The sequence below is a fragment of the Onishia taeanensis genome, from assembly GCF_900100755.1.
In the GTDB taxonomy this organism is placed as follows: Bacteria; Pseudomonadota; Gammaproteobacteria; order Pseudomonadales; family Halomonadaceae; genus Onishia; species Onishia taeanensis.
This window is the reverse complement of sequence record NZ_FNCI01000007.1, coordinates 39,677-58,859: the sequence shown is the minus strand read 5'-3', so window position 1 is coordinate 58,859 and position 19,183 is coordinate 39,677. Positions and strand designations below refer to the sequence as shown.

The window sequence follows — 19,183 nt, the reverse complement described above, 5'->3', positions numbered from 1 at the left end:
GGAGATCCCGGCCCGCCATACCTAAACGCTAGCACGCCGCTAGGGCGATGCGAAGCCTCAGTCGTTGCTGGCCATGGCCTCGATCAGTTCGGTCTCGCGGTCGAGCAGGTATTGGGTCAGCAGGCCCACCGGGCGGCCGCTGGCGCCTTTCTGCTTGCCGGAGTCCCAGGCGGTGCCGGCGATGTCCAGGTGCGCCCAAGGATACTTGTCCGTGAAGCGTGACAGGAAGCAGCCGGCAGTGATGGTGCCTGCCGGGCGGCCGCCGATATTGGCCAGGTCGGCGAAGTTGGAATCGAGCTGTTCCTGATACTCGTCCCACAGCGGCAGGTGCCAGGCGCGGTCCCAGGCGGTCTCGCCGGCATCCAGTATATCGAGCGCCAGATCGTCGTCGTTGGACATCAGGCCGGTGGCGTGGTGGCCAAGCCCGATGATGACGGCGCCGGTCAGGGTGGCGATATCGAGCACGCTGGCCGGTTCGAAGCGCTCGGCGTAGGTCAGGGCGTCGCACAGCACCAGGCGGCCCTCGGCGTCGGTGTTGAGCACCTCGACCGTCAGACCCTTGAGGGTCTTGATGATGTCGCCGGGCTTGGTGGCGCGGCCATCGGGCATGTTCTCGGCGGAGGCGACGATCGCCACCAGGTTGATCTTGGGCTTGATGGCGAGCGTCGACTTGACGGTGCCGAACACACTGGCCGCGCCGCACATGTCGAACTTCATCTCGTCCATGCCGGCACCGGGCTTCAGCGAGATGCCGCCGGAATCGAAGGTGATGCCCTTGCCGACCAGCACGTGCGGGGCCTCGTCCGGGTCGTCGGCGCCCTGGTACTTCATCACGATCAGCCGTGAGGGCTCTTCGCTACCGTGACCCACGGAGAGCAGCGAATGAGCGCCCAGCGCTTCCAGGGCCTCTTCGTCGAGAATCTCGGCGGTAAGCGCGCCCTTGGACTCCGCGGCCAGCTGCTCGGCCTGGCCGGCGAGATAGCGCGGCGTGCAGATGTTGCCCGGAAGGTTGCCCAGGGTACGGGTATAGTTCATGCCTTCGCCGATGGCGGCGCCGACACGGGCGCCTTCCTTGGCCTTGTCTGCGTGATCGCTCTCGCTGACCAGCAGGGTCACCTGCTCGAGGCGCGGTGCCGGGGCGGGGGTAGACTTGAACTCGGTGAAGCGGTAGATGCTGCGGGTGGCGGCTTCGCTGATCATGCGCGCCTTCCACTGGGTATCGCGATCCGGCACCGGCACGTCGGTCAGTGCGACACTGGCCTCGCTGGCCGGCAGCTCGGACAGGGCCGCAAAGGTGGCGTCCAGCGCCTTGCGGAAGCTGCCTTCGTTGCACTTGTCGCGCTCACCGAGGCCTACCAGCAGCAGCCGGTCGGCATTGAGGCCGGGAGCGAAGGGAATCATCTGCACCTTACCGAGGTCGGCGCTGAAGTCGCCGCGCTCGATCAACTGGCCGATCAGGCGCTCGCTGGCATCGTTGAGCTTGGCGGCCGCCGGTAGCAGGTCGCCGTCCTTGAACACCGGAAGGGCGAGGCAGGCCGTTTCGACCTTGGCCGGGTTGGCCGTCTGAACAGGGAATTCCATGGCGTCTCCACAAGACAAGCGAAGGGGGATTCTGGATAATGCCGGCACGACAGGGTGTGCCGTGGCCGATATCCCAGTGTACGCAATGCAGTGGCGCATTGCATGGGGCGCGACACCAGACCACCCTGCCACGCTGAACGGGAAGCCGGCACCAGCACAGGGCAAGTGTCGCCAGTCGATGCGGCCTGCCGGGAGACACGGGAGACCGTCTTGATCATTTTTCGTTACCTGACCCGCGAGATCCTGCAGACCATGGCCGCCGTGGCCGGGGTGCTGCTATTAGTGATCATGGGCAGTCGCTTCATTCGCTACTTTACCAGTGCCGCCGACGGCGATATTCCGGCCAGTATTCTCGGCACCCTGATGATGTATCACCTGCCGGGATTCCTGGAGCTGATCCTGCCGCTGGCCTTCTTCCTGGGCATATTGCTGGCCTACGGGCAGCTCTATCTCAACAGCGAAATCACCGTACTGGTGGCCTGCGGCATGAGCCCCAACCGGCTGCTGACGATCAGCCTGCTACCGGCGGTTCTGGTGGCGGTGATGGTGGGGGTGTGCAGCCTCTGGCTGACCCCGAACGGCGCCGACCACAACGAGACGCTGATCGAAGACCAGAAGAGCCGGATCGATTTCGGCGCCCTGGCACCTGGGCGTTTTCAGGACTTCGGCAATGGCCGTACCGCCTACACTGAGTCGTTCAACGATGACCAGACCCGCATGCAGGAAGTGTTCATCAGCGAGCGTCAGCAGCGCACTGACGGCACACCCAGCAATGTGGTGACGCGAGCGGCCGAGGGTTACCAGACCCGCGACGAGGAAACCGACAGCCGCTTTTTGGTGCTGACTGACGGCCTGCGCTACAGCGTTGACCCCGGCAACCCGGTGGCCGAGCGGCTGGCCTTCGAGACCTACGCGGTGCGCCTGTCGTCGGACCGAGCCCCGCGCGCCGATGACGACCCCGAGCTCGCCAGCACGCCCGAGCTACTCGAGCGCGGCACGCCGCCGGCCATGGCGCAGCTGCAGTGGCGGGTATCGATGCCGCTGATGGTGCTGGTACTGACCCTGATCGCCCAGCCGCTGTCCAAGGTCAACCCGCGCCAGGGCCGCTTCGGCAAGCTGCTGCCGGCCATCTTCCTGCATATCGCCTACCTGAGCCTGCTGCTCACCGCCAAGGATGCCATCGCCCAGGGTAACCTGCCGGTGGCCGTGGGCATGTGGCCGATTCACCTGACATTCCTGGTCCTTGGCCTGTGGTTGCTGCGCCGTTCGCGGCGGGCGGGGGTAAACTGATGCTGATCGATCGTCTCGACCGCTATATTGCCCGCAATGTGCTGGCGGCGATTTTCGTGGTGCAGGTGGTGCTGCTGGGCCTGGACCTGGTCATCACCTACATCAATGACCTGGGTGACGTCGAAGGCGGATATAGCGCGTTCGACGTGCTGATCTACCTGCTCATGCGCTTGCCTCACCGCTTCTATCAGTATGCCCCGGTCGGGGTGCTGATCGGCTCGCTGATCGGCCTTGGCAGCATGGCTACCAGCAATGAGCTGACCGTGATGCGCGCTTCTGGGCGCTCGCTGACCCGCATTCTGTGGGGGGTGATGAAGCCGGTGATCCTGATCGTGGTGATCCTGTTGGTGATCGCCGAATTCGTCAGCCCACGCACCGAGCAGTTCGCCAATGCCTGGCGCCTCGAGCAGTCGCAGGGCAAGGGCGCCGTGATCACCGAGCGGGGAGGCTGGCAGCGAGAGGGCGACAGCGTCTATCGCTTTGGCGCTATCCGCTCCGATGACACCGTGCTCGACCTGACGCGCTACCGCTTCGACAACCGCGAGCTCGTCTCGGCGACCCATGCCGCCCAGGCCGCCTGGGAAGAGGATCATTGGGTGCTCAAAAATGTCGATATCACCCGCTTCTTCGAAGACCGGACCGAGGTCGAGCGCCACGACCGTCAGCAGTGGCAGACCGACCTGACGCCCGAGCAGCTCAACCGCCTGCTGCGCGATATCAATAGCCAGGCGCCCAGCGAACTGTGGGCCTACGCTCGCTATCTCGAGAGCCAGGGGCAGCAGGCCACGCAGCCGCTGCTGTACTTCTGGCAGAAGCTCCTGCTGCCGCTGACGCTGGGCTCACTGGTGCTCGTCGCCGCGTCGTTCGTGTTCGGCCCCTTGCGAACGGTGGCCGCGGGCACCCGCGTGTTCTACGGCGTCATCACCGGGCTCTCCTTCAAGTACTTGCAGGACCTGCTGGCGCCGGCCTCCACTGTGTTCGGTTTCTCGCCGGTCTGGGCGGTGCTGGGGCCGACGCTGATCTGTGCGGGGCTGGGCCTCTACATGCTAAGGCGTAGCGGCTAGCCCCCCCATCCGTCAGGCCCGTTGCAGGAGGGTTCATGCGCAAACGCTTTGCCGATCTGGACCAGACCTGGCCTGCGGGCCTTGGCCGCCGGCTCGGCGCCATGATCTATGATGCGCTGATCCTGATGGCGGTCTGGATGCTGCTGGGCTTCGTGGCCGTGGCCCTTAACGGCGGCGAAGCCAACACCTCGCCGCTGTTCCACAGCGTACTGTTCGTGGCCACCTTCGCCTTCTTCGCCTTCTTCTGGATGCGCGGCGGCATGACGCTCGGCATGCAGGCCTGGCGGCTGCGCGTCGAGACGCCGGAAGGCCTCTCGCTGACGCTGCCCCAGTGCTTGATGCGCTTTCTGATCGCGGGCCTATCCTTTGCGGCGCTGGGCCTGGGGTACTGGTGGGTGCTGATCGACGGCGAACGGCGCGGCTGGTCCGATATCGCCTCGGGCTCGCGGGTAGTGGTGGTGCCCAAGCCCGTTAAGAATAAGCCCGGCAAGCAATAAACCGGGCAAGCAATAAACCGGGCAAGCACCAGCCCTGCAAGCAGCCCCGCAATCTTATTAGCAGACGCTTGAATGGCCTTGTGGAGGGCCTCCGAGCGGGCCATCGATTTTTCTCGCTGGCAATGTGTTGCAATTCCCCATGCGAATCATTTACATTCACCTCAGGGCCGATAGTGAGGTGATGTGATGTACGTATGTCTTTGCAAGGGCGTATCTGATCGGATGATCCGCGAGGCCGTCAGCGATGGCGCCCGCAGCTGGCGTGAAGTGCGTGAGCGCACCGAATGCGCGTCTCAATGCGGCAAATGCGCCTGCATGGGCAAGACGGTCATGCGTGAAGCCATCACCGAGGAAATGCTGTCGCCCGATCTGGCCTACGCGGTCTAGTAACGTTTAGCGCTGCCCGGTAACCCCTTGCTGTTAAACGCTTTCGCCCGCGTTCGCATCGCCTTCTCAGTTGTCAGCCGTTCCCCTTTAACATCTTGTCCTGATTCGACTTTTTCCATTTTCTAATGGATACTTCCCCCTTTACGGGCCAGCCAAGGCTGTCCCAATGTTTCAGCGTTCGCCGGCCCTTGGCGAACTCGACTTCGGGAGAGTGGCAATGAAAGGTGATGCCAAGGTCATCCAGTATCTCAACACCGTGCTCGGCAACGAGCTGGTCGCCATCAACCAGTATTACCTGCATGCCAAGATGTATCAGGACTGGGGGCTAGCGGCGCTGGGCAAATGGGAATACGAAGAATCCATCGAGGAGATGAAGCACGCCGATACCCTCATCGAGCGCATCCTCTTCCTCGAGGGCCTGCCCAACCTGCAGGACTACGGCAAGCTGATGATCGGCGAGAACACCCGCGAAATGCTCGAATGCGATCTCAAGCTCGAGCACAAGGCCCATGCCGATCTCAAGGACGCCATCGCCCATTGCGAGCAGGTGCGTGATTACACCAGCCGCGATCTGTTCCAGAAGATCCTCGACGACGAGGAGGAGCACATCGATCACCTCGAGACCGAGCTCGGTCTGATCGACGCGGTAGGCATCCAGAACTACCTGCAGAAGCAGATGCATACGGCCTGAAGCTAACTGCTAGACGGCTGGCTGAAACAAAGAAGGCGCCCCGCGGGGCGCCTTCTTTGCGTTTGGTGCTTGTGTATGGTGCTTTGCGTTTGGCTCTTTGAGTAGGAAAACGGCCGGCAGTTCGGGCCGCTGTCAGTCGAAGGCCTTCTCCAGCGCGAAGCGCGGAACCGGCTCGCCCTGCACCTCGACGCTCTCGCAAAACATGCCGAGCGGGCGGACCCACAGGCCGTAATCGCCGTAGAGCGCCCGATAGACCACCAGCGCTTCCTCGCTCTCGCTGTGCTGGGCCACGCCCATCACCTCGTAGCGAGCGCCCTTGTAGTGGACATAGATGCCCGGTACCGGGCGTGGGGGTTCATTAGCGATCATCGGAGGGCTCCTCAATGGTTGTGGCTGGGTCTGTGCTCGTGGTGCCTGCTGAGGGGCTTTCTGCGTCACGCTTGGCCTGGCGTGCCAGCCGCTCCATCACCCGGGCAGCAGCGGCAAAGCCGAAGGCGCCGGTCACGAAGGTGGCCGCGCCGAAGCCGCTGGCACAATCCAGGCGGGTGCTCTCGCCGTCGGATGGCTTGGTGTGGCAGACCTCGCCGTCGGCGCCGGGATAGACCAGCTGTTCGTCGGAATACACGCACTCGACGCTGAAGCGACGCTTGGGATTGCGCGAGAAACCGTAGTCGCGGCGCAGCCGGGCGCGCACCTTGGCAAGCAGCGGGTCATGCTCGGTACGGGTCAAATCGGCGATGCGGATGCGGGTCGGGTCTAGCTGACCGCCGGCGGCACCGGTCACGGTCAGGCCCAACTTGCGCCGCTTGCACCAGGCGATCAGCGCCGCTTTGGCGATCACGCTGTCGATGGCATCGACCACATGATCGGCGTCGGCGGGAATGCGCTCGGCCAGGTTGGTCGGGGTGACAAAGGCCGTGTCGGCGACCACCTCGATACCCGGCGAGATCGCCCGGCAGCGCTCGGCCAGCACCTCGACCTTGGGCCGGCCGATAGTGCCGTCCAGCGCATGTAGCTGGCGGTTGACGTTGGACACGCAGACATCGTCGAGATCGATCAGCGTCAGCTTGCCGATGCCCGAGCGGGCCAGGGCTTCCACCGTCCAGCTACCCACGCCACCGACGCCGACCACCACCACATGGGCGTGGCGGAAGTGGGCGGCGGCGCGCTGGCCATAGAGGCGCCGAATGCCGCCGAAGCGGAAGTCGTAGTCGGCATCAGCAAGAGTCGGGTCGGTGTCGGTCATGGCGTCGGCATCGCTGCTTGAGTCGTTGACGTTACGGTATCGGCCTTGTCGAAGCGGTGGCCATGGCGGGGCAGGTGTGCGCCCCAGCCGAAGCGTTCGAATAGCTGCGTCATGTCGTCCTCCAGGCCGGCGCTCACGGTCAGGCGCTCGCCGAGCACGGGATGATCGAAGCTCAGCTCCACCGCCGCCAACAAGAGCCGGTGGGTGTCCAGGTTCTCGCTGAAGAAGCGGTTATGGTTGCCCTTGCCGTGCCTGGCATCGCCGATGATCGGATAGCCGCGCCGCGACAGGTGGCGACGGATCTGGTGGCGGCGCCCGGTCAGCGGCCGCGCCTCCATCAGCGAATAGCGAGCGCTGGGGTAACGGTCGACCTGAACCGGCAGCTCGACGCTGTCCAGGCGCCGCACCTCGGTGGCCGCCTCCATCGCCGGCATTTCCGCCTTGGGACGGCGGCCATCTTCCTCGCGCAGCGCATAGTCGATGCATTCGGCCTCCGGCCCCTGGCCGCGTACCACCGCCAGGTAGCGCTTGCTGATCCGCTGTTCGGCGAAGGCCTCGCCGAGGGGGCGAGCAATTTCCGAAGAAAGCGCAAACACCAGCACCCCGGAGGTCGGCCGGTCGAGGCGGTGCACCGGATAGACGTGGCGACCCAACTGGTCGCGCAGCATCTGCAGCGCGAAGCGCGTCTCGCCACGAGCAAGCGCCGTGCGATGCACCAAGAGCCCCGAAGGCTTGGCGATAACGACCAGGGCATCGTCCTGATAGAGGATAGGAAGCGGTGTGGACATGAAACGACTACGGTCGAAAAAGGGCGCCCATTGTCGCCGCTTGGCGTGGGGATGTCATCCGTCGGGCGGTTTCTGACGGGGAGTAAGGCTCGACCGCTTGCACGCATCCCTATGCCGTTATCCATCGCCGATACGCGACCAAGGAATCATACCTAGCGTTGACCCAGCGCAGGAGAAATTCATGCCTCGGTGTTAGGCTGAACATCAAATAACACCCCACATATTATGCAGGGATACCCACATGACAACGGCTTCCTCCGCGCATTGCATCACCTTGCTCGCCGACACTAGCCGTGCTAGCAAATCCAGCAGGCATGTTTATTGGTGCTATATAGCCATGTCGTCGGATATTTATATAAAAATCAATGGGTTGGTGGCGCGGTGTAAGAATATTGAACGCGCGCGCTCGTTCAAGTCAATAAACGAGCGCGCCGTATAATCACTGTTAATTGTACACGAGAAGTTAAATTTAGATGATTGAGCCTTGGATTCGATACGAAGACCTAGAAGAAAAAAGAGATGGCTATTATGTTAAGTATAGCCCTGTTTTTACAGGGCATGAGTTCGCAATACTAAAGCTGAATGTATACGACTCTAAGGTTGCAGATGATATCAAAAATATCGCTGAATCTGAGTTGGCGTATTGGGCATTAAAATATCATACGCCAATCATGCTGATGGTCTCGAACATGACCGATGAAAACTGGAATACTAAGGACAAGATTGGTCACAATTATTTGTTAGGGTATGTGAAATCTGGAAAAGTCGTTACTTACTGGGATAAGTACCCTGAGTCCGAAGAGCCAGAGTTTGATCTCTCAAAAGATTACTTATCCGAAGTATACGCTGGGCTAAAATATAAAACCTATGAAGATGTTGTGGCCGAGCAAAAAATTGAGGCCAAAGGAAGAAAGGTTTTTTTGATCGTTTTGACTCTTTGGGCTTGCATGATTCCTGCTCTCATCGCGTTTTTTGGTTGGTCTAATCCTGTTGTTTCGTTATTAGCTCTGGCTTATAGTTGGTACGTTGCCTTCCAAAAAGGATTGAAACTTTGGGGACGGAAGAAGAAATCCGAAAGAGAGTTAGCTGAAGATAAAGAGCGGCTCGAAAAAGAGCATCATCATTATCACTGTAAGCTCAATCCTGAAGCCTTTCTAAGGCTGCGAACAGAAAATTTTAAGAGGCAGCGTTTAGAGAAGCAACGGGCCAAAATTGAGAGTATGCGCAATTAACAAGGCCAATCACGGCGACGCCTACTACATTGCGGCTTCGCCTCCATTTTGTAGCCGCGCATGTTGGCTGGCGTTATGACAGAAGCCGGTGAAAGGCTCTTAGCTGTCGGGTCCCGTGTGATTGACCACCCGCTTGGTAAATAACTCAGGCCGTTTGGCCTGCCAAGCGATTCACCACCGGCAGTGCGCTGTCTGGCCGTGCTGGGGCGGGAGTGATAGCGTCAGCGACAGACAAACATATGCACAGTCGGTTGCGAGTTTCTCCAAAGTGAGGAATTGGAGGCCGAGCGACTAGAGGTGGTGAATGGAAGAACAAGGTGCGCCGCATCTGGTGGTGCTGACCGGCGCGGGCATGAGCGCGGAGAGCGGCATTCGTACCTTTCGGGCAACCGATGGCCTCTGGGAGGAGCATCCCATCGAGGCGGTGGCCACGCCCGAGGGCTTCGCCCGCGACCCGGAACGGGTGCTGCGCTTCTATAACGAGCGCCGCGAGCAGGTGCGCCGCGCCGAGCCCAACGCCGCCCATCGGGCGCTAGCCGAGCTGGAAAAGGCTGGCATTCGGGTCAGCATCGTCACCCAGAACATCGACGACCTGCATGAGCGGGCCGGTTCTTCCGATGTGCTGCACCTGCACGGCGAGATCCTGATGGCGCGCTCCTCGGTGGATGAGCGGCTGCGCTATCCGCTGCGCCAAGGCGGCATTCGCATGGGTGATCTATGCGACAAGGGCAGCCAGCTACGCCCGGACGTGGTCTGGTTCGGTGAGTCGGTGCCGCGCTACGCAGACGCCTGTGACATCGTCGCCGAGGCGGACCTGTTGCTGGTGGTGGGCACCTCGCTTGCGGTGATGCCGGCGGCACTGCTGCTCGAACAGGTACCCCTGGACGCCGATGCGGTCGTCATCGACCCCGACGCTCACCAACTGGCGCCGCCCGGTGTCGGCCGTCTAGCCTTGCCGGCCGGGGAGGGCGTGCCGCGGTTGGTTGAGCATTGGAAGGCTACCGGCCGGCTAGAGGTCCCCGACCACCTGCTCGCCACTGGGCTCGCACCGAGCAGCGATAACGGCTGAAAGGGCCGTGGCCTTTAGCCGTTATGGCGTGCGCAGAGGGTTTCGGCTTCACCTTGTACAAGATTTGTTTGTCCACTAGCTTTATGTCCAAGTTGTTCGTCATCGACCGACACCCCGAACAGGAGATTGCCATGACCGCTTTTCTAACGCGCACTACCTTGCCGATGGCCACCGCGACCGTGCTGGGGCTGGCCGCCAGTGCGCCGGCCGTCGCCGCAGGCGATATGGCCGATGGCCCCAATCCCGGTTACTACCGCATGATGCTCGGCGATTTCGAGGTCACGGCGCTAAGCGACGGCACCGTCAATTTGCCGATGCACGAATTGCTGCATATGCCCGCCGATGAGGCCAAGGCAATATTCGAGGACGCCTATCTGAATGTGCCGGTCGAAACCTCGGTCAACGCCTACCTGATCAACACCGGCGACAAGCTGGTGCTGGTGGACACCGGGGCCGGCACGCTGTTCGGGCCGTCGCTTGGCAAGTTGGGGGCGAGCCTTGAAGCGGCCGGCTACCGGCCCGAGCAGGTCGATGAGATTTACCTGACCCATATGCACCCGGACCATCTGGGTGGGCTGATGGATGGCGAGTCGCGGATGTTCCCCAACGCGACCCTGCATGCCGATCAGGACGATGTCGATTTCTGGCTCGACCCGGCCCAGCTCGAAGCCGCACCGGAAGGCCAGAAGGGCTTCTTCCAGGGCGCGATGGCCTCCATTAATCCCTACATCGAAGCGGGCGCCTTCGAGGCCTTCGAGGGCGATACCGAGCTCGCGCCGGGCATCTATGCCGAGGAACACCCGGGCCATACGCCGGGGCACAGCACCTATCGCGTCGAGAGCAACGGCGAGACCCTGGTGCTGTGGGGCGACACCATGCATGCCGCCGCGGTGCAGTTCCCGCACCCGGACGTCACCATCGATTTCGACAGTACCCCCGATCAGGCCCGCGAGGAACGCAAGGCGATATTCGCCACCGTCGCCGATGAAGGCGACTGGGTGGCCGGCGCGCATCTGTCTTTCCCTGGCATCGGCCATTTGCGTGCCGACGGCGAGGGCTATGAGTGGCTGCCGGTGAATTACAGCCACGATCCGGCGGCTGCCGCTGGCGAGTAAGCGGTGCTCTAGGCGAGGCCATTTTCCAAGGCCCACGATGAAGGCGCGTCCCGAATGCCGGGGCGCGCCTTCATTCATTAGCGCGCATACGGCATGATGGGCGTCCCGCTTCGCTGTCGATGCCGAAGAGTGCATCTCGGCCGGGATATCAAGAGCCGTCTTAACGGCCTGACGGCCGGGCATTTGCCTGGCTTTTCTCATCACGCAACGCTTAGGACACCTCATGCACGCCTTCGAACGTCTCAATCGCCTCTTTCCCGTCTGGGCGATCCTCTTTGCCTTGTGCGCCGCCTGGCAGCCGGACTGGTTTACCGGACTTGCCGGCCAGATCAAGCTGCTGCTGGCCCTGATCATGTTTGCCATGGGTCTGACCCTGTCGCGCCAGGATTTTCTTGGCGTGTTGCGCGCGCCGAAGCCGGTGGCAGTGGGCATCGTGCTGCAGTTCACGCTGATGCCGCTGGCAGCGCTTCTGGTCTCGAAACTGCTGGGCCTCGACCCGGCCCTGACTACCGGCATGGTGTTGGTCGGCGCTACCGCCGGCGGCACGGCCTCCAACGTGATGGCCTGGTTGGCCGGTGGCCATGTGGCGCTGTCGGTGTCGATGACGCTGGCTTCCACCCTGGTCTCGGTGGCGGCCACGCCGCTGCTGACCTGGCTGCTGGTCGGTGAGAGCATCGCCGTGCCGGTGGCGGGCATGTTCATGAGCATCGCCCAGCTGGTCATCGCCCCGATCGCCCTGGGTGTGGTGGTTCACCACCTGCTTGGCGACCGGGTCCGCCGGGTCGAGCCCATGCTGGCGACGCTTGCCATGGCCGCTATCGTCTTGATCATCGCCATCGTGGTGGGGCTTAACGCTGGCCGCCTGCTGACGCTTGGGCCGCTGGTAGCGCTGGCGGTGGTGTTGCACAACGGCATCGGCCTGGCCGGTGGCTATGGTCTGGCGCGGCTGGTGGGCTTCGAGGAGCGAATCGCCCGCACCGTGGCCATCGAGGTGGGCATGCAGAATTCCGGCCTCGCGGTGGCCCTGGCCAGCCAGTTCTTCTCGGCAAGCGCGGCGCTTCCCGGCGCGCTGTTCTCGGTATGGCACAACGTGTCTGGCTCCATACTGGCCGGCTACTGGAAGCGCCGCCCGGTGGGGCAGCCAACGCCGGCTACTGCGTCGTAACAGGCGGGGCGGCGTCATGGTAGGCCGCGCATGCTAGAATGCGCGGCCTACCCAGCGACCACGCTCGAGCCCGATTACACCATGAATGACACTACCGAGCCGGCGGGCGAAACCGCCGGCCCGTCCTCCGACGATATGCCCGAGGCCGATACGGTCGATGGGCTCTATCACCCTCCCGCTACCGAGCCTTATCAAGATCCCGATACTGGGCCATCGGATGACTCTTTTGCCGAGGCTGCTGAGGGCTCTTTTGCCGAGGCTGCTGAGGGCTCTTCTGCCGAGGCTGCTGCTGATCAGGCGCGTCCAGCGCGGCGCGAGTTCAAGGCGCGAGGCAGCACCGTGACACGCTGTGATACCTGCCGGTTGCCGGCGCTGAACTGTCTCTGCCCCTATCGGGTGGAAGCCGAGAGCCTGGCGCGCTTCTGGTTGATTACCCATCCGCTCGAGCACCTGAAGCCGACCAACACCGGGCGGCTGATTGCCGACGTGCTCCCGAGCACCGAGGTCTTCACCTGGTATCGCACGGCACCGGACGAACGACTGCTCGAGCTGCTGGCCGATGAGCGTTTCGCCCCCTTCGTGATCTTTCCCGACGACCAGCCGGACTACGCCGACCGGGTGGTGGGCATGCAGGCCGTGCGCGACGCCATAGACCCCGCCGTGGGCAATGGCGCCAGGATTCCGGTGTTCATCATCCTCGATGGTACCTGGCGCCAGGCGCGCCGCATCTTCCGCCGCAGCTCCTACCTGGACGGCTTGCCGGTGTTGCCGCTTGCCACCGAACGCGAGACCCGCTATCGGCTGCGCAAGCCTGCCTCCAAGGCGCATCTATGCACCGCAGAGGTGGCCGCAGAGCTTCTGCGTCAGGCCGGCGATGGCGACGCGGGCCAGGTGCTGGATGATTACTTCGACGCCTTCAACGACAGCTACGGGGCCAGCCGGCGGCATAGTCGCCTGCCTGGGCCGACGCCGGCCATGGAGAGGCTGCTGGCACGTCGTACCTAGGCTTGGTACGAAAACTACCTGCGCTCGACAATACGGCGTGAAAAATTGGCTCAAAATGCTCATTTACACCACGTAAACTCCGCTTTTTCGCCAATTTTTGCCTTGTCTTGCCTTCGCTCGCTGACTTTTCGTACGAAACCTAGGCGCTGATTTCCTGGAAACACCCCTTACCGTTCTGTTTGGCTTGGTAGAGGGCGTGGTCCGCCTGTGCGATCAGCGCCTCGAGTCGCTCTCGGTCGGTGCCGCGCCAGTTGTCGCATTGAACGATACCGACGCTGAGCCCTAGGTCCGGATATTGCGGGCGGAGCGTGCCGATGGCATCGATCATCCGCTGAGCGATCAAGCGGCTGGTCTCGGGGTTGGCGCCTGGCAGCAGGATCAGGAATTCATCTCCGCCCCAGCGCGACAGGATGTCCTCATAGCGCAGTGCGTGCCTCATTTCATTGGCGATATAGCGCAGCAAGTCATCGCCCGCTCGGTGTCCGTGGGTATCGTTGATGCCCTTGAAACCGTCGAGGTCTGCGTAGAGCAGGCTGACCGGGAGGGCTTCACGGCCCGCACTTCGAATCGCCAGTGCCTCACGAAACCAAGCATCGCGATTCAGCAATTCGGTCAGTGGGTCCAGGCGTGCCATGCGGCGGCTTTGGTATTCGCCGAGTAGCGCCTGCGTTGAGGTGTCGTTGAGTGCATGCACCATCAGGTACAGGGCTCCCCAGAAGAACGGGGCCTGCACCACGAATATCCAGAACCAGGGCTCGGGCTGGAAGGGAACGGCCAGCTTCAACGGTAGGTCCAGCAGCAGGATCTGCAGCACGGCATAGCGCGGTGTGCCATGAGAAAAGCTCGCCGTGGCCGTGGCCATGGCAACCATGGCAGGGATAGCCAGTACCTGTAGCACGGCATCGCCACTGAGCAGACATAGCGCAGTCCCCAGGCCGGTCGACAAGCTCCACAGTAGGCTGGCCAGATAGATCTGGTCGGTAGGCGTAACGCCACTCTTGTGGCGCCATTGGTGTTTGGCGCGGGAGTGAAGCCAAGCGCGATAACCCGAGAGCCCGAGGGTTACCACGAACCAGAGCCAAAACCACGGGTCGGGGGCCCGGTATAGGGCGATGCCTGTCATCGCCAGGGTGGTGAGGGTGCCCGACCACATGGCAGCGGACTGGATACTGGGGCCCGACAGTAACCGCTTTTGGATGCTTTCGGGTAGATCGCCGTCGCAAAGCAGCCAGTACATGAAGCGCCAGCGCGGAAGAGAGTAGCGGTATTGAGGCTCATAGAGCTTGTATGGCATCACGTCAGGCCTTATGGCGGTGCGCAGCTATCGCGTTAAATGCTTGGCATGACAACTGCCCTCGGGGAACCTGTCTTCCATGTTTTCTATCGCCTGATGCTCTCGAGGCGTCAGTGTTTCTTTTTGTTATTGTATCGGCCGTATTGGCTGCGGGCTTGAGCGGTGTTGTCGCATATAAGCGGTTTCTTGAGGGGGAACAAGAGATTCTGGTGCTTGCTGAAAAATTACATTAAGCAACAATTTAGGGGGTGTCGACAGGATAATACACGCATGCCAAGCGGCAGGCGCGAGACATTACAGCGAGTGCCGGTCGATATGCTGAGGGGTTCGAGGTTAGCAATGCCTAAGGTCAGCGTCTCGGCTGGCGGCTGTAACAAGGCGTAGCATTCTCGTCGAAGGGGGGCAGAAGCCGTTGCGGCGGCAATAGCCCTTGCGGCAAGAAGCCGTGAGACAAGGGCTATGGAAAGGACAAACCGTGTGAATCAGCTCATGAGCTGCCCGGCGATGCGCAGACCGGCGATCCAGGTGCCGGCGGCGGAGCCAAGCGTGGAGAGCAGGAACACCAGCAGGGTGCGGGAAACCCGGTTCTTCCACCAGCCTTTGGGGCTGGCGACATCATGGCGCAGGTTCGAGAAGTCGCGCACCTTGGGCTTGCGCATGGCGAGCTCGACTCCGGCCGCGACGAAGCCGGCGCCGATGGTCGGGTTGAGCGAGGTCAAGGGGGCGGCAAAGAAGGTGGCGATCACCGTGACGGGGTGGCCCAGCGCGATGGCGGCACCCAGCCCGGAGAGAATGCCGTTGATCAGGAACCACTCGCCGACCAACTGCCAGCCAAGCCCCGTGTCCTTGGAGAAGCCCACCGCGAAGCCGGTCAGCACCAGCAGCGTGATGGCCCAGGGCAGCAGCTTCCAGATTTTCGAGCGCGCCGGGGTGTGTTCCAGAGTCTCGCGCTCGGCCCGCGGAGCGGCCGGCAGCTCTCCTTCGAGGTGCTCGGCCATGCCCTTGAGGTGGCCGGCGCCGATGATCACCAGCACGTTGCGGTAATGCGTAGGCGCCTGCTCTTCGAGACGCAGCGCCATGTAGCGGTCGCGCTCACGAATCAGCGGCGCATAGAGGCTCTCGGACTGTTCGGCGAACTCGTTGAAGGTCGATTCCAGAACGTCGCCTTCCTTGAGGCGTTCGATGTCGGCGGCAGAGACTTCCTGACGCGACACCACGCTGCCGAGCAGCCCCGAAAACAGCCCGAAGCGCTGCCACCAGGGCACGTTGGCGTAGATGCGCTTGAGCGTCACCCCCACCTCGCGGTCGATCAACAGCAGCGGCAGGCTGGCGGCGTCGGTTTCCTCCAGGGCCGCACGCATCTCGGCGCCGGGCTCGATGCCCGACTGCTCGGCGACACGCTGCTGGAAGGCACCCAGTGCCAGACTGGCGGCGACCATGCCGGCCTTGCCCTGGCGGAAGATCTGAAACAGGTCCTGATTGGCCAGGGCATCGGGCTCGACCAGGCTCTGGTGGCGCGACGCGCACAGCTCGATCGCCACGGCGTCGAACTCGCCGGAGCGGATCAGCTCACGGACTTCGTTGGCGCTTTCGGCGGAGACATGGGCGGTGCCAAGCAGGGTGTAGCGGGTATCGCCGCGTACGATCACCCGGCGTGGGCCCTGGCCTGTTGCCTGAGGCTCGGCAGTGGTGATGTCCTGAGATTCGGTCATGGACGCTCGCTAGACGGTTAGGAGAGAAGATTATCCACGATGCCGGCGGCCAGGCCAAACCCACCCCGCAGGGCGGTCGGCCCAGCTAGCGGCGCCAGAAGGCCGGTGTGAAGAGCACCAGCACGGTGAAGATTTCCAGGCGGCCGAGCAGCATCGCTACCACCAGAATCCATTTGGCGGCGTCCGGCATGTCGCCGTAGTGGCTTGCCACCTCACCCAGCCCAGGGCCCAGGTTGTTGATGGTGGCCGCCACCGCGGACCAGGCCGTGATCTGATCGAGACCGGTGGCCATCACGCCGATCAGCATCAAGAAGAACAGCAGCACATAGACCGAGAAGAAGCCCCATACGGCCTGGGCGATGCTGTCCGGGACACTGACCTTGCCGATCTTTACCGCGATCACCGCATTGGGGTGGATCAGCCTTAAGACCTCACGCATGCCCTGTTTCAGGATCAGGATGATGCGGATGACCTTGATGCCGCCCCCGGTGGAGCCACTGCAGCCGCCGACGAAGGCGGCGACGAACAGCAAAAAGGGCAGGGCGCCTGGCCAGACGGAGAAGTCGGCGACGCCGAAGCCTGCAGTGGTGGCGATCGAGACGGCCTCGAAGATACCGTGGCGTAGGCCGAGGATGTCGGTGTAAGTACCGGTCAGCCACAGCGAGAGTACCGTAATTACGGACAGGGCCAGCAGGAACAACAGCAGGAAGCGGGCCTCGGGGTCGGCCAGGTACTGGCTCAGGCGCTTTTCGCGCCAGGCGGCGAAGTGCAGGCTATAGCTCATTGCCGAGACGATCATGAACAGGATGCAGATCATCTCGATCAAGGCGCTATCGAAATGGCCGATGCTGGTGTCATACGTCGAGAAGCCGCCTATCGCCACCGTGGAAAAACTGTGGCCCAGGGCATCGAACCAGTTCATGCCAGCCAGCCAATAGGCGGCAAAGCAGGTCAGGGTCAGGGTGGCGTAGATGTACCAGAGTGCCTTGGCGGTCTCGGTGATGCGGGGGGTCAGCTTGGAGTCCTTCAGCGGCCCCGGAATCTCGGTGCGGTAAAGCTGCATGCCGCCGATGCCCAACGTCGGCAGAATGGCGACCGCCAGGACCACGATCCCCATGCCGCCGAGCCACTGCAGCTGCTGGCGATAGTAGCGGATGCCCTCGGGCAGAAAGTCGATGCCGGTGATCACGGTGGCGCCGGTGGTCGTCAGCCCCGAGAATGACTCGAAGACCGCATCGGTCGGCGAGAGCGCCTGAGCGCCGTCCAGCATCAGCGGAAGCGCACCGAAGAGGCCGAGTACGGTCCAGAACAGCGCCGCGATCAAGAAGCCGTCGCGGGTGCGCAGCTCCTTGCGGGCGTTGCGGTTGGGCCAGTACAGCAGCGCACCGGTGGCCACGGTGATGACCATGGCGATGACAAAGCTGCTCCAGACGCCGTCGGCGTAGAGCAGCGAGATCAGGATCGGGGGTAGCAGGGTCAGGCTGAAGAGCATCAGCAGCAGCCCTAGAATGCGCAGGATCATGCGCAGGCTCATGGCGTGACCGTCCTTGTCATGGGTGGCGAGTCATTGGCAGCGAGTCATGGGTAGCGAGTCATTGGCAGCGAGCTGGCGGTGGCTTGCACGGGGCCATCCCTATCAGAAGAAGGTCAGGCCGACCTGGAACAAACGCTCCACGTCACGAATGCGGCGCTTGTCGATCACGAACAGGATCACGTGGTCGCCGGATTCCACGACCACGTCGTCGTGGGCGATCAGCACTTCCTTGCCGCGCACGATGGCGCCAATGGTGGTGCCGCTTGGCAGGTCGATATGGTCGATGGTCTTGCCCACCACCTTCGAAGAATGGGCGTCGCCGTGGGCGATGGCCTCGATGGCCTCGGCGGCCCCCCGGCGCAGCGAGTGGACGTTGACGATATCGCCACGGCGCACGTGGGTCAGCAGGCCGCCAATGGTGGCCTGCTGGGGCGAGATGGCGATATCGATCTCGCCGCCCTGCACCAAATCGACATAGGCGGCGTTGTTGATCAGGGTCAGTACCTTCTTGGCGCCTAGCCGCTTGGCCAGCATCGACGACATGATATTGACCTCATCGTCGTTGGTCAGCGCGCAGAAGATATCGCAGTCCTCGATGTTTTCTTCTAGCAGCAGCCGCTTGCTGGTGGCGCTGCCGTGCAGCACCACGGTGCGATCGAGACGCTCGGACAGGGTCGTGCAGCGCTCGAGGCTATGCTCGATGATCTTGACCTGATGACTGTGCTCCAGGGTTTCGGCCAGACGCTCGCCGATATGGCCGCCCCCGGCGATCACCACCCGGCGGAAGTCACGGTCCAGCCGGCGCAGCTCACTCATCACCGAGCGGATGTCGCGGCGGGCGGCAATGAAGAACACCTCGTCATCGGCTTCGATGACGGTGTCGCCGCGCGGAATGATCGGGCGATTGCGGCGATAGATGGCCGCCACCCGGGTATCCACCTTGGGCATGTGGCGACGCAAAAAGCCGATCTCCTGGCCGACCAGCGGGCCGCCGTAGAACGCCTTGACCGCGACCAGCTGCACGATGCCGTTGGCAAACTCCAGCACCTGCAGGGCGCCGGGGTAGTCGATCAGCCGGCGGATATGGTCGGTGACGACCTGCTCGGGGCTGATCAGCACGTCGATGGGCACGGCATCGTGGGCGAACAGGCCCTTGCGTGTCAGATAGGCCGTTGCCCGCACCCGCGCGATCTTGGTCGGGGTGCGAAACAGGGTGTGCGCCACCTGACAGGCGATCATGTTGACTTCGTCCGAATTGGTCACGGCGATCAGCATGTCGGCGTCTTCACAGCCCGCTTGGCGCAGCACCATCGGATAAGAGGCAGCGCCCGATACCGTGCGAATATCCAGACGGCTATGCAGCTCGCGCAGGCGCTCGCCGTCGGTATCGACCACGGTAATATCGTTTTCTTCATGGGCCAGATGTTCGGCCAGGGTACCGCCGACCTGGCCTGCACCTAGAATGATGATCTTCATGAAAATGTCCGCAGGCTAATGGGCCGACGGCCTGGGA

18 protein-coding genes are annotated in these 19,183 nt (G+C 62.6%); 10 read left to right on the top strand and 8 right to left on the bottom strand.

The window, feature by feature from the left end:
* Nucleotides 1-57 precede the first annotated feature (57 nt).
* Nucleotides 58-1,581, bottom strand: a complete 1,524-nt coding sequence (locus tag BLR71_RS10555; RefSeq protein WP_092525865.1) for a leucyl aminopeptidase — start codon at nucleotides 1,579-1,581, stop codon at nucleotides 58-60.
* A gap of 210 nt (nucleotides 1,582-1,791) precedes the next feature.
* Here BLR71_RS10555 and lptF point away from each other — a divergent pair, with 210 nt between their 5' ends.
* The 5 genes from lptF to bfr all read left to right on the top strand — a co-directional run bounded on the left by lptF (nucleotide 1,792) and on the right by bfr (nucleotide 5,510).
* Nucleotides 1,792-2,871 carry an LPS export ABC transporter permease LptF gene (lptF, locus tag BLR71_RS10550; protein ID WP_092525864.1) on the top strand — a complete coding sequence of 360 codons (1,080 nt, stop codon included), beginning with the start codon at nucleotides 1,792-1,794 and terminating at the stop codon, nucleotides 2,869-2,871.
* Nucleotides 2,871-3,935: an LPS export ABC transporter permease LptG gene (gene lptG, locus BLR71_RS10545; protein ID WP_092525863.1), complete on the top strand. Its 1,065-nt coding sequence runs from the start codon at nucleotides 2,871-2,873 to the stop codon at nucleotides 3,933-3,935. Before lptF ends, lptG begins: the two co-directional genes overlap by 1 nt.
* A 35-nt stretch (nucleotides 3,936-3,970) precedes the next feature.
* Nucleotides 3,971-4,432 (top strand): RDD family protein, encoded by a 462-nt coding sequence (locus BLR71_RS10540; RefSeq protein ID WP_092525862.1) that lies wholly within the window; start codon nucleotides 3,971-3,973, stop codon nucleotides 4,430-4,432.
* Between the two features lie 186 nt (nucleotides 4,433-4,618).
* Nucleotides 4,619-4,819: a bacterioferritin-associated ferredoxin gene (locus BLR71_RS10535; RefSeq protein ID WP_092525861.1), complete on the top strand. Its 201-nt coding sequence runs from the start codon at nucleotides 4,619-4,621 to the stop codon at nucleotides 4,817-4,819.
* A 217-nt stretch (nucleotides 4,820-5,036) separates the two neighbouring features.
* A complete protein-coding gene (bfr, locus tag BLR71_RS10530; protein WP_092525860.1) occupies nucleotides 5,037-5,510 on the top strand; it encodes a bacterioferritin in 474 nt (157 codons plus the stop codon).
* A 132-nt stretch (nucleotides 5,511-5,642) separates the two neighbouring features.
* On the opposite strand, the gene BLR71_RS10525 is transcribed toward bfr, so the two are convergent.
* Genes BLR71_RS10525 through BLR71_RS10515 form a run of 3 tightly spaced genes read right to left on the bottom strand, consistent with a single transcriptional unit; the run spans nucleotide 5,643 to nucleotide 7,544 of the window.
* A complete protein-coding gene (locus BLR71_RS10525; RefSeq protein WP_092525859.1) occupies nucleotides 5,643-5,879 on the bottom strand; it encodes a DUF1653 domain-containing protein in 237 nt (78 codons plus the stop codon).
* Nucleotides 5,869-6,756, bottom strand: coding sequence for a tRNA cyclic N6-threonylcarbamoyladenosine(37) synthase TcdA (gene tcdA, locus BLR71_RS10520; RefSeq protein WP_092525858.1), 888 nt, complete (start codon nucleotides 6,754-6,756; stop codon nucleotides 5,869-5,871). Before tcdA ends, BLR71_RS10525 begins: the two co-directional genes overlap by 11 nt.
* Nucleotides 6,753-7,544 carry a pseudouridine synthase gene (locus BLR71_RS10515; protein ID WP_092525857.1) on the bottom strand — a complete coding sequence of 264 codons (792 nt, stop codon included), beginning with the start codon at nucleotides 7,542-7,544 and terminating at the stop codon, nucleotides 6,753-6,755. The genes tcdA and BLR71_RS10515 overlap by 4 nt, the downstream gene beginning before the upstream one ends.
* A 473-nt stretch (nucleotides 7,545-8,017) precedes the next feature.
* On the opposite strand from BLR71_RS10515, the gene BLR71_RS10510 reads away from it, so the two are divergent.
* From BLR71_RS10510 to BLR71_RS10490, 5 genes are all read left to right on the top strand, one after another.
* Nucleotides 8,018-8,776, top strand: coding sequence for a hypothetical protein (locus tag BLR71_RS10510; protein ID WP_092525856.1), 759 nt, complete (start codon nucleotides 8,018-8,020; stop codon nucleotides 8,774-8,776).
* Nucleotides 8,777-9,080: 304 nt separating this feature from the next.
* Complete coding sequence (locus BLR71_RS10505; protein WP_092525855.1) at nucleotides 9,081-9,845, top strand: SIR2 family NAD-dependent protein deacylase; 765 nt, start codon at nucleotides 9,081-9,083, stop codon at nucleotides 9,843-9,845.
* A 131-nt stretch (nucleotides 9,846-9,976) separates the two neighbouring features.
* Nucleotides 9,977-10,960 carry an MBL fold metallo-hydrolase gene (locus BLR71_RS10500; protein ID WP_217629324.1) on the top strand — a complete coding sequence of 328 codons (984 nt, stop codon included), beginning with the start codon at nucleotides 9,977-9,979 and terminating at the stop codon, nucleotides 10,958-10,960.
* 223 nt (nucleotides 10,961-11,183) lie between these two features.
* Nucleotides 11,184-12,125 (top strand): bile acid:sodium symporter family protein, encoded by a 942-nt coding sequence (locus BLR71_RS10495; RefSeq protein WP_092525854.1) that lies wholly within the window; start codon nucleotides 11,184-11,186, stop codon nucleotides 12,123-12,125.
* Between the two features lie 30 nt (nucleotides 12,126-12,155).
* A complete protein-coding gene (locus BLR71_RS10490; protein ID WP_245696418.1) occupies nucleotides 12,156-13,130 on the top strand; it encodes a tRNA-uridine aminocarboxypropyltransferase in 975 nt (324 codons plus the stop codon).
* Nucleotides 13,131-13,269: 139 nt separating this feature from the next.
* Here BLR71_RS10490 and BLR71_RS10485 read toward each other — a convergent pair whose 3' ends face one another.
* The 4 genes from BLR71_RS10485 to trkA all read right to left on the bottom strand — a co-directional run bounded on the left by BLR71_RS10485 (nucleotide 13,270) and on the right by trkA (nucleotide 19,146).
* Complete coding sequence (locus BLR71_RS10485) at nucleotides 13,270-14,424, bottom strand: GGDEF domain-containing protein (RefSeq protein ID WP_092525853.1); 1,155 nt, start codon at nucleotides 14,422-14,424, stop codon at nucleotides 13,270-13,272.
* A gap of 482 nt (nucleotides 14,425-14,906) precedes the next feature.
* On the bottom strand, nucleotides 14,907-16,136 hold the full coding sequence (locus BLR71_RS10480; protein WP_092525852.1) for a TraB/GumN family protein: 1,230 nt from the start codon (nucleotides 16,134-16,136) through the stop codon (nucleotides 14,907-14,909).
* A gap of 85 nt (nucleotides 16,137-16,221) precedes the next feature.
* Nucleotides 16,222-17,670, bottom strand: coding sequence for a TrkH family potassium uptake protein (locus BLR71_RS10475; protein WP_092525851.1), 1,449 nt, complete (start codon nucleotides 17,668-17,670; stop codon nucleotides 16,222-16,224).
* A 102-nt stretch (nucleotides 17,671-17,772) separates the two neighbouring features.
* Nucleotides 17,773-19,146: a Trk system potassium transporter TrkA gene (gene trkA / locus BLR71_RS10470; RefSeq protein ID WP_092525850.1), complete on the bottom strand. Its 1,374-nt coding sequence runs from the start codon at nucleotides 19,144-19,146 to the stop codon at nucleotides 17,773-17,775.
* Between the last annotated feature and the right edge of the window lie 37 nt (nucleotides 19,147-19,183).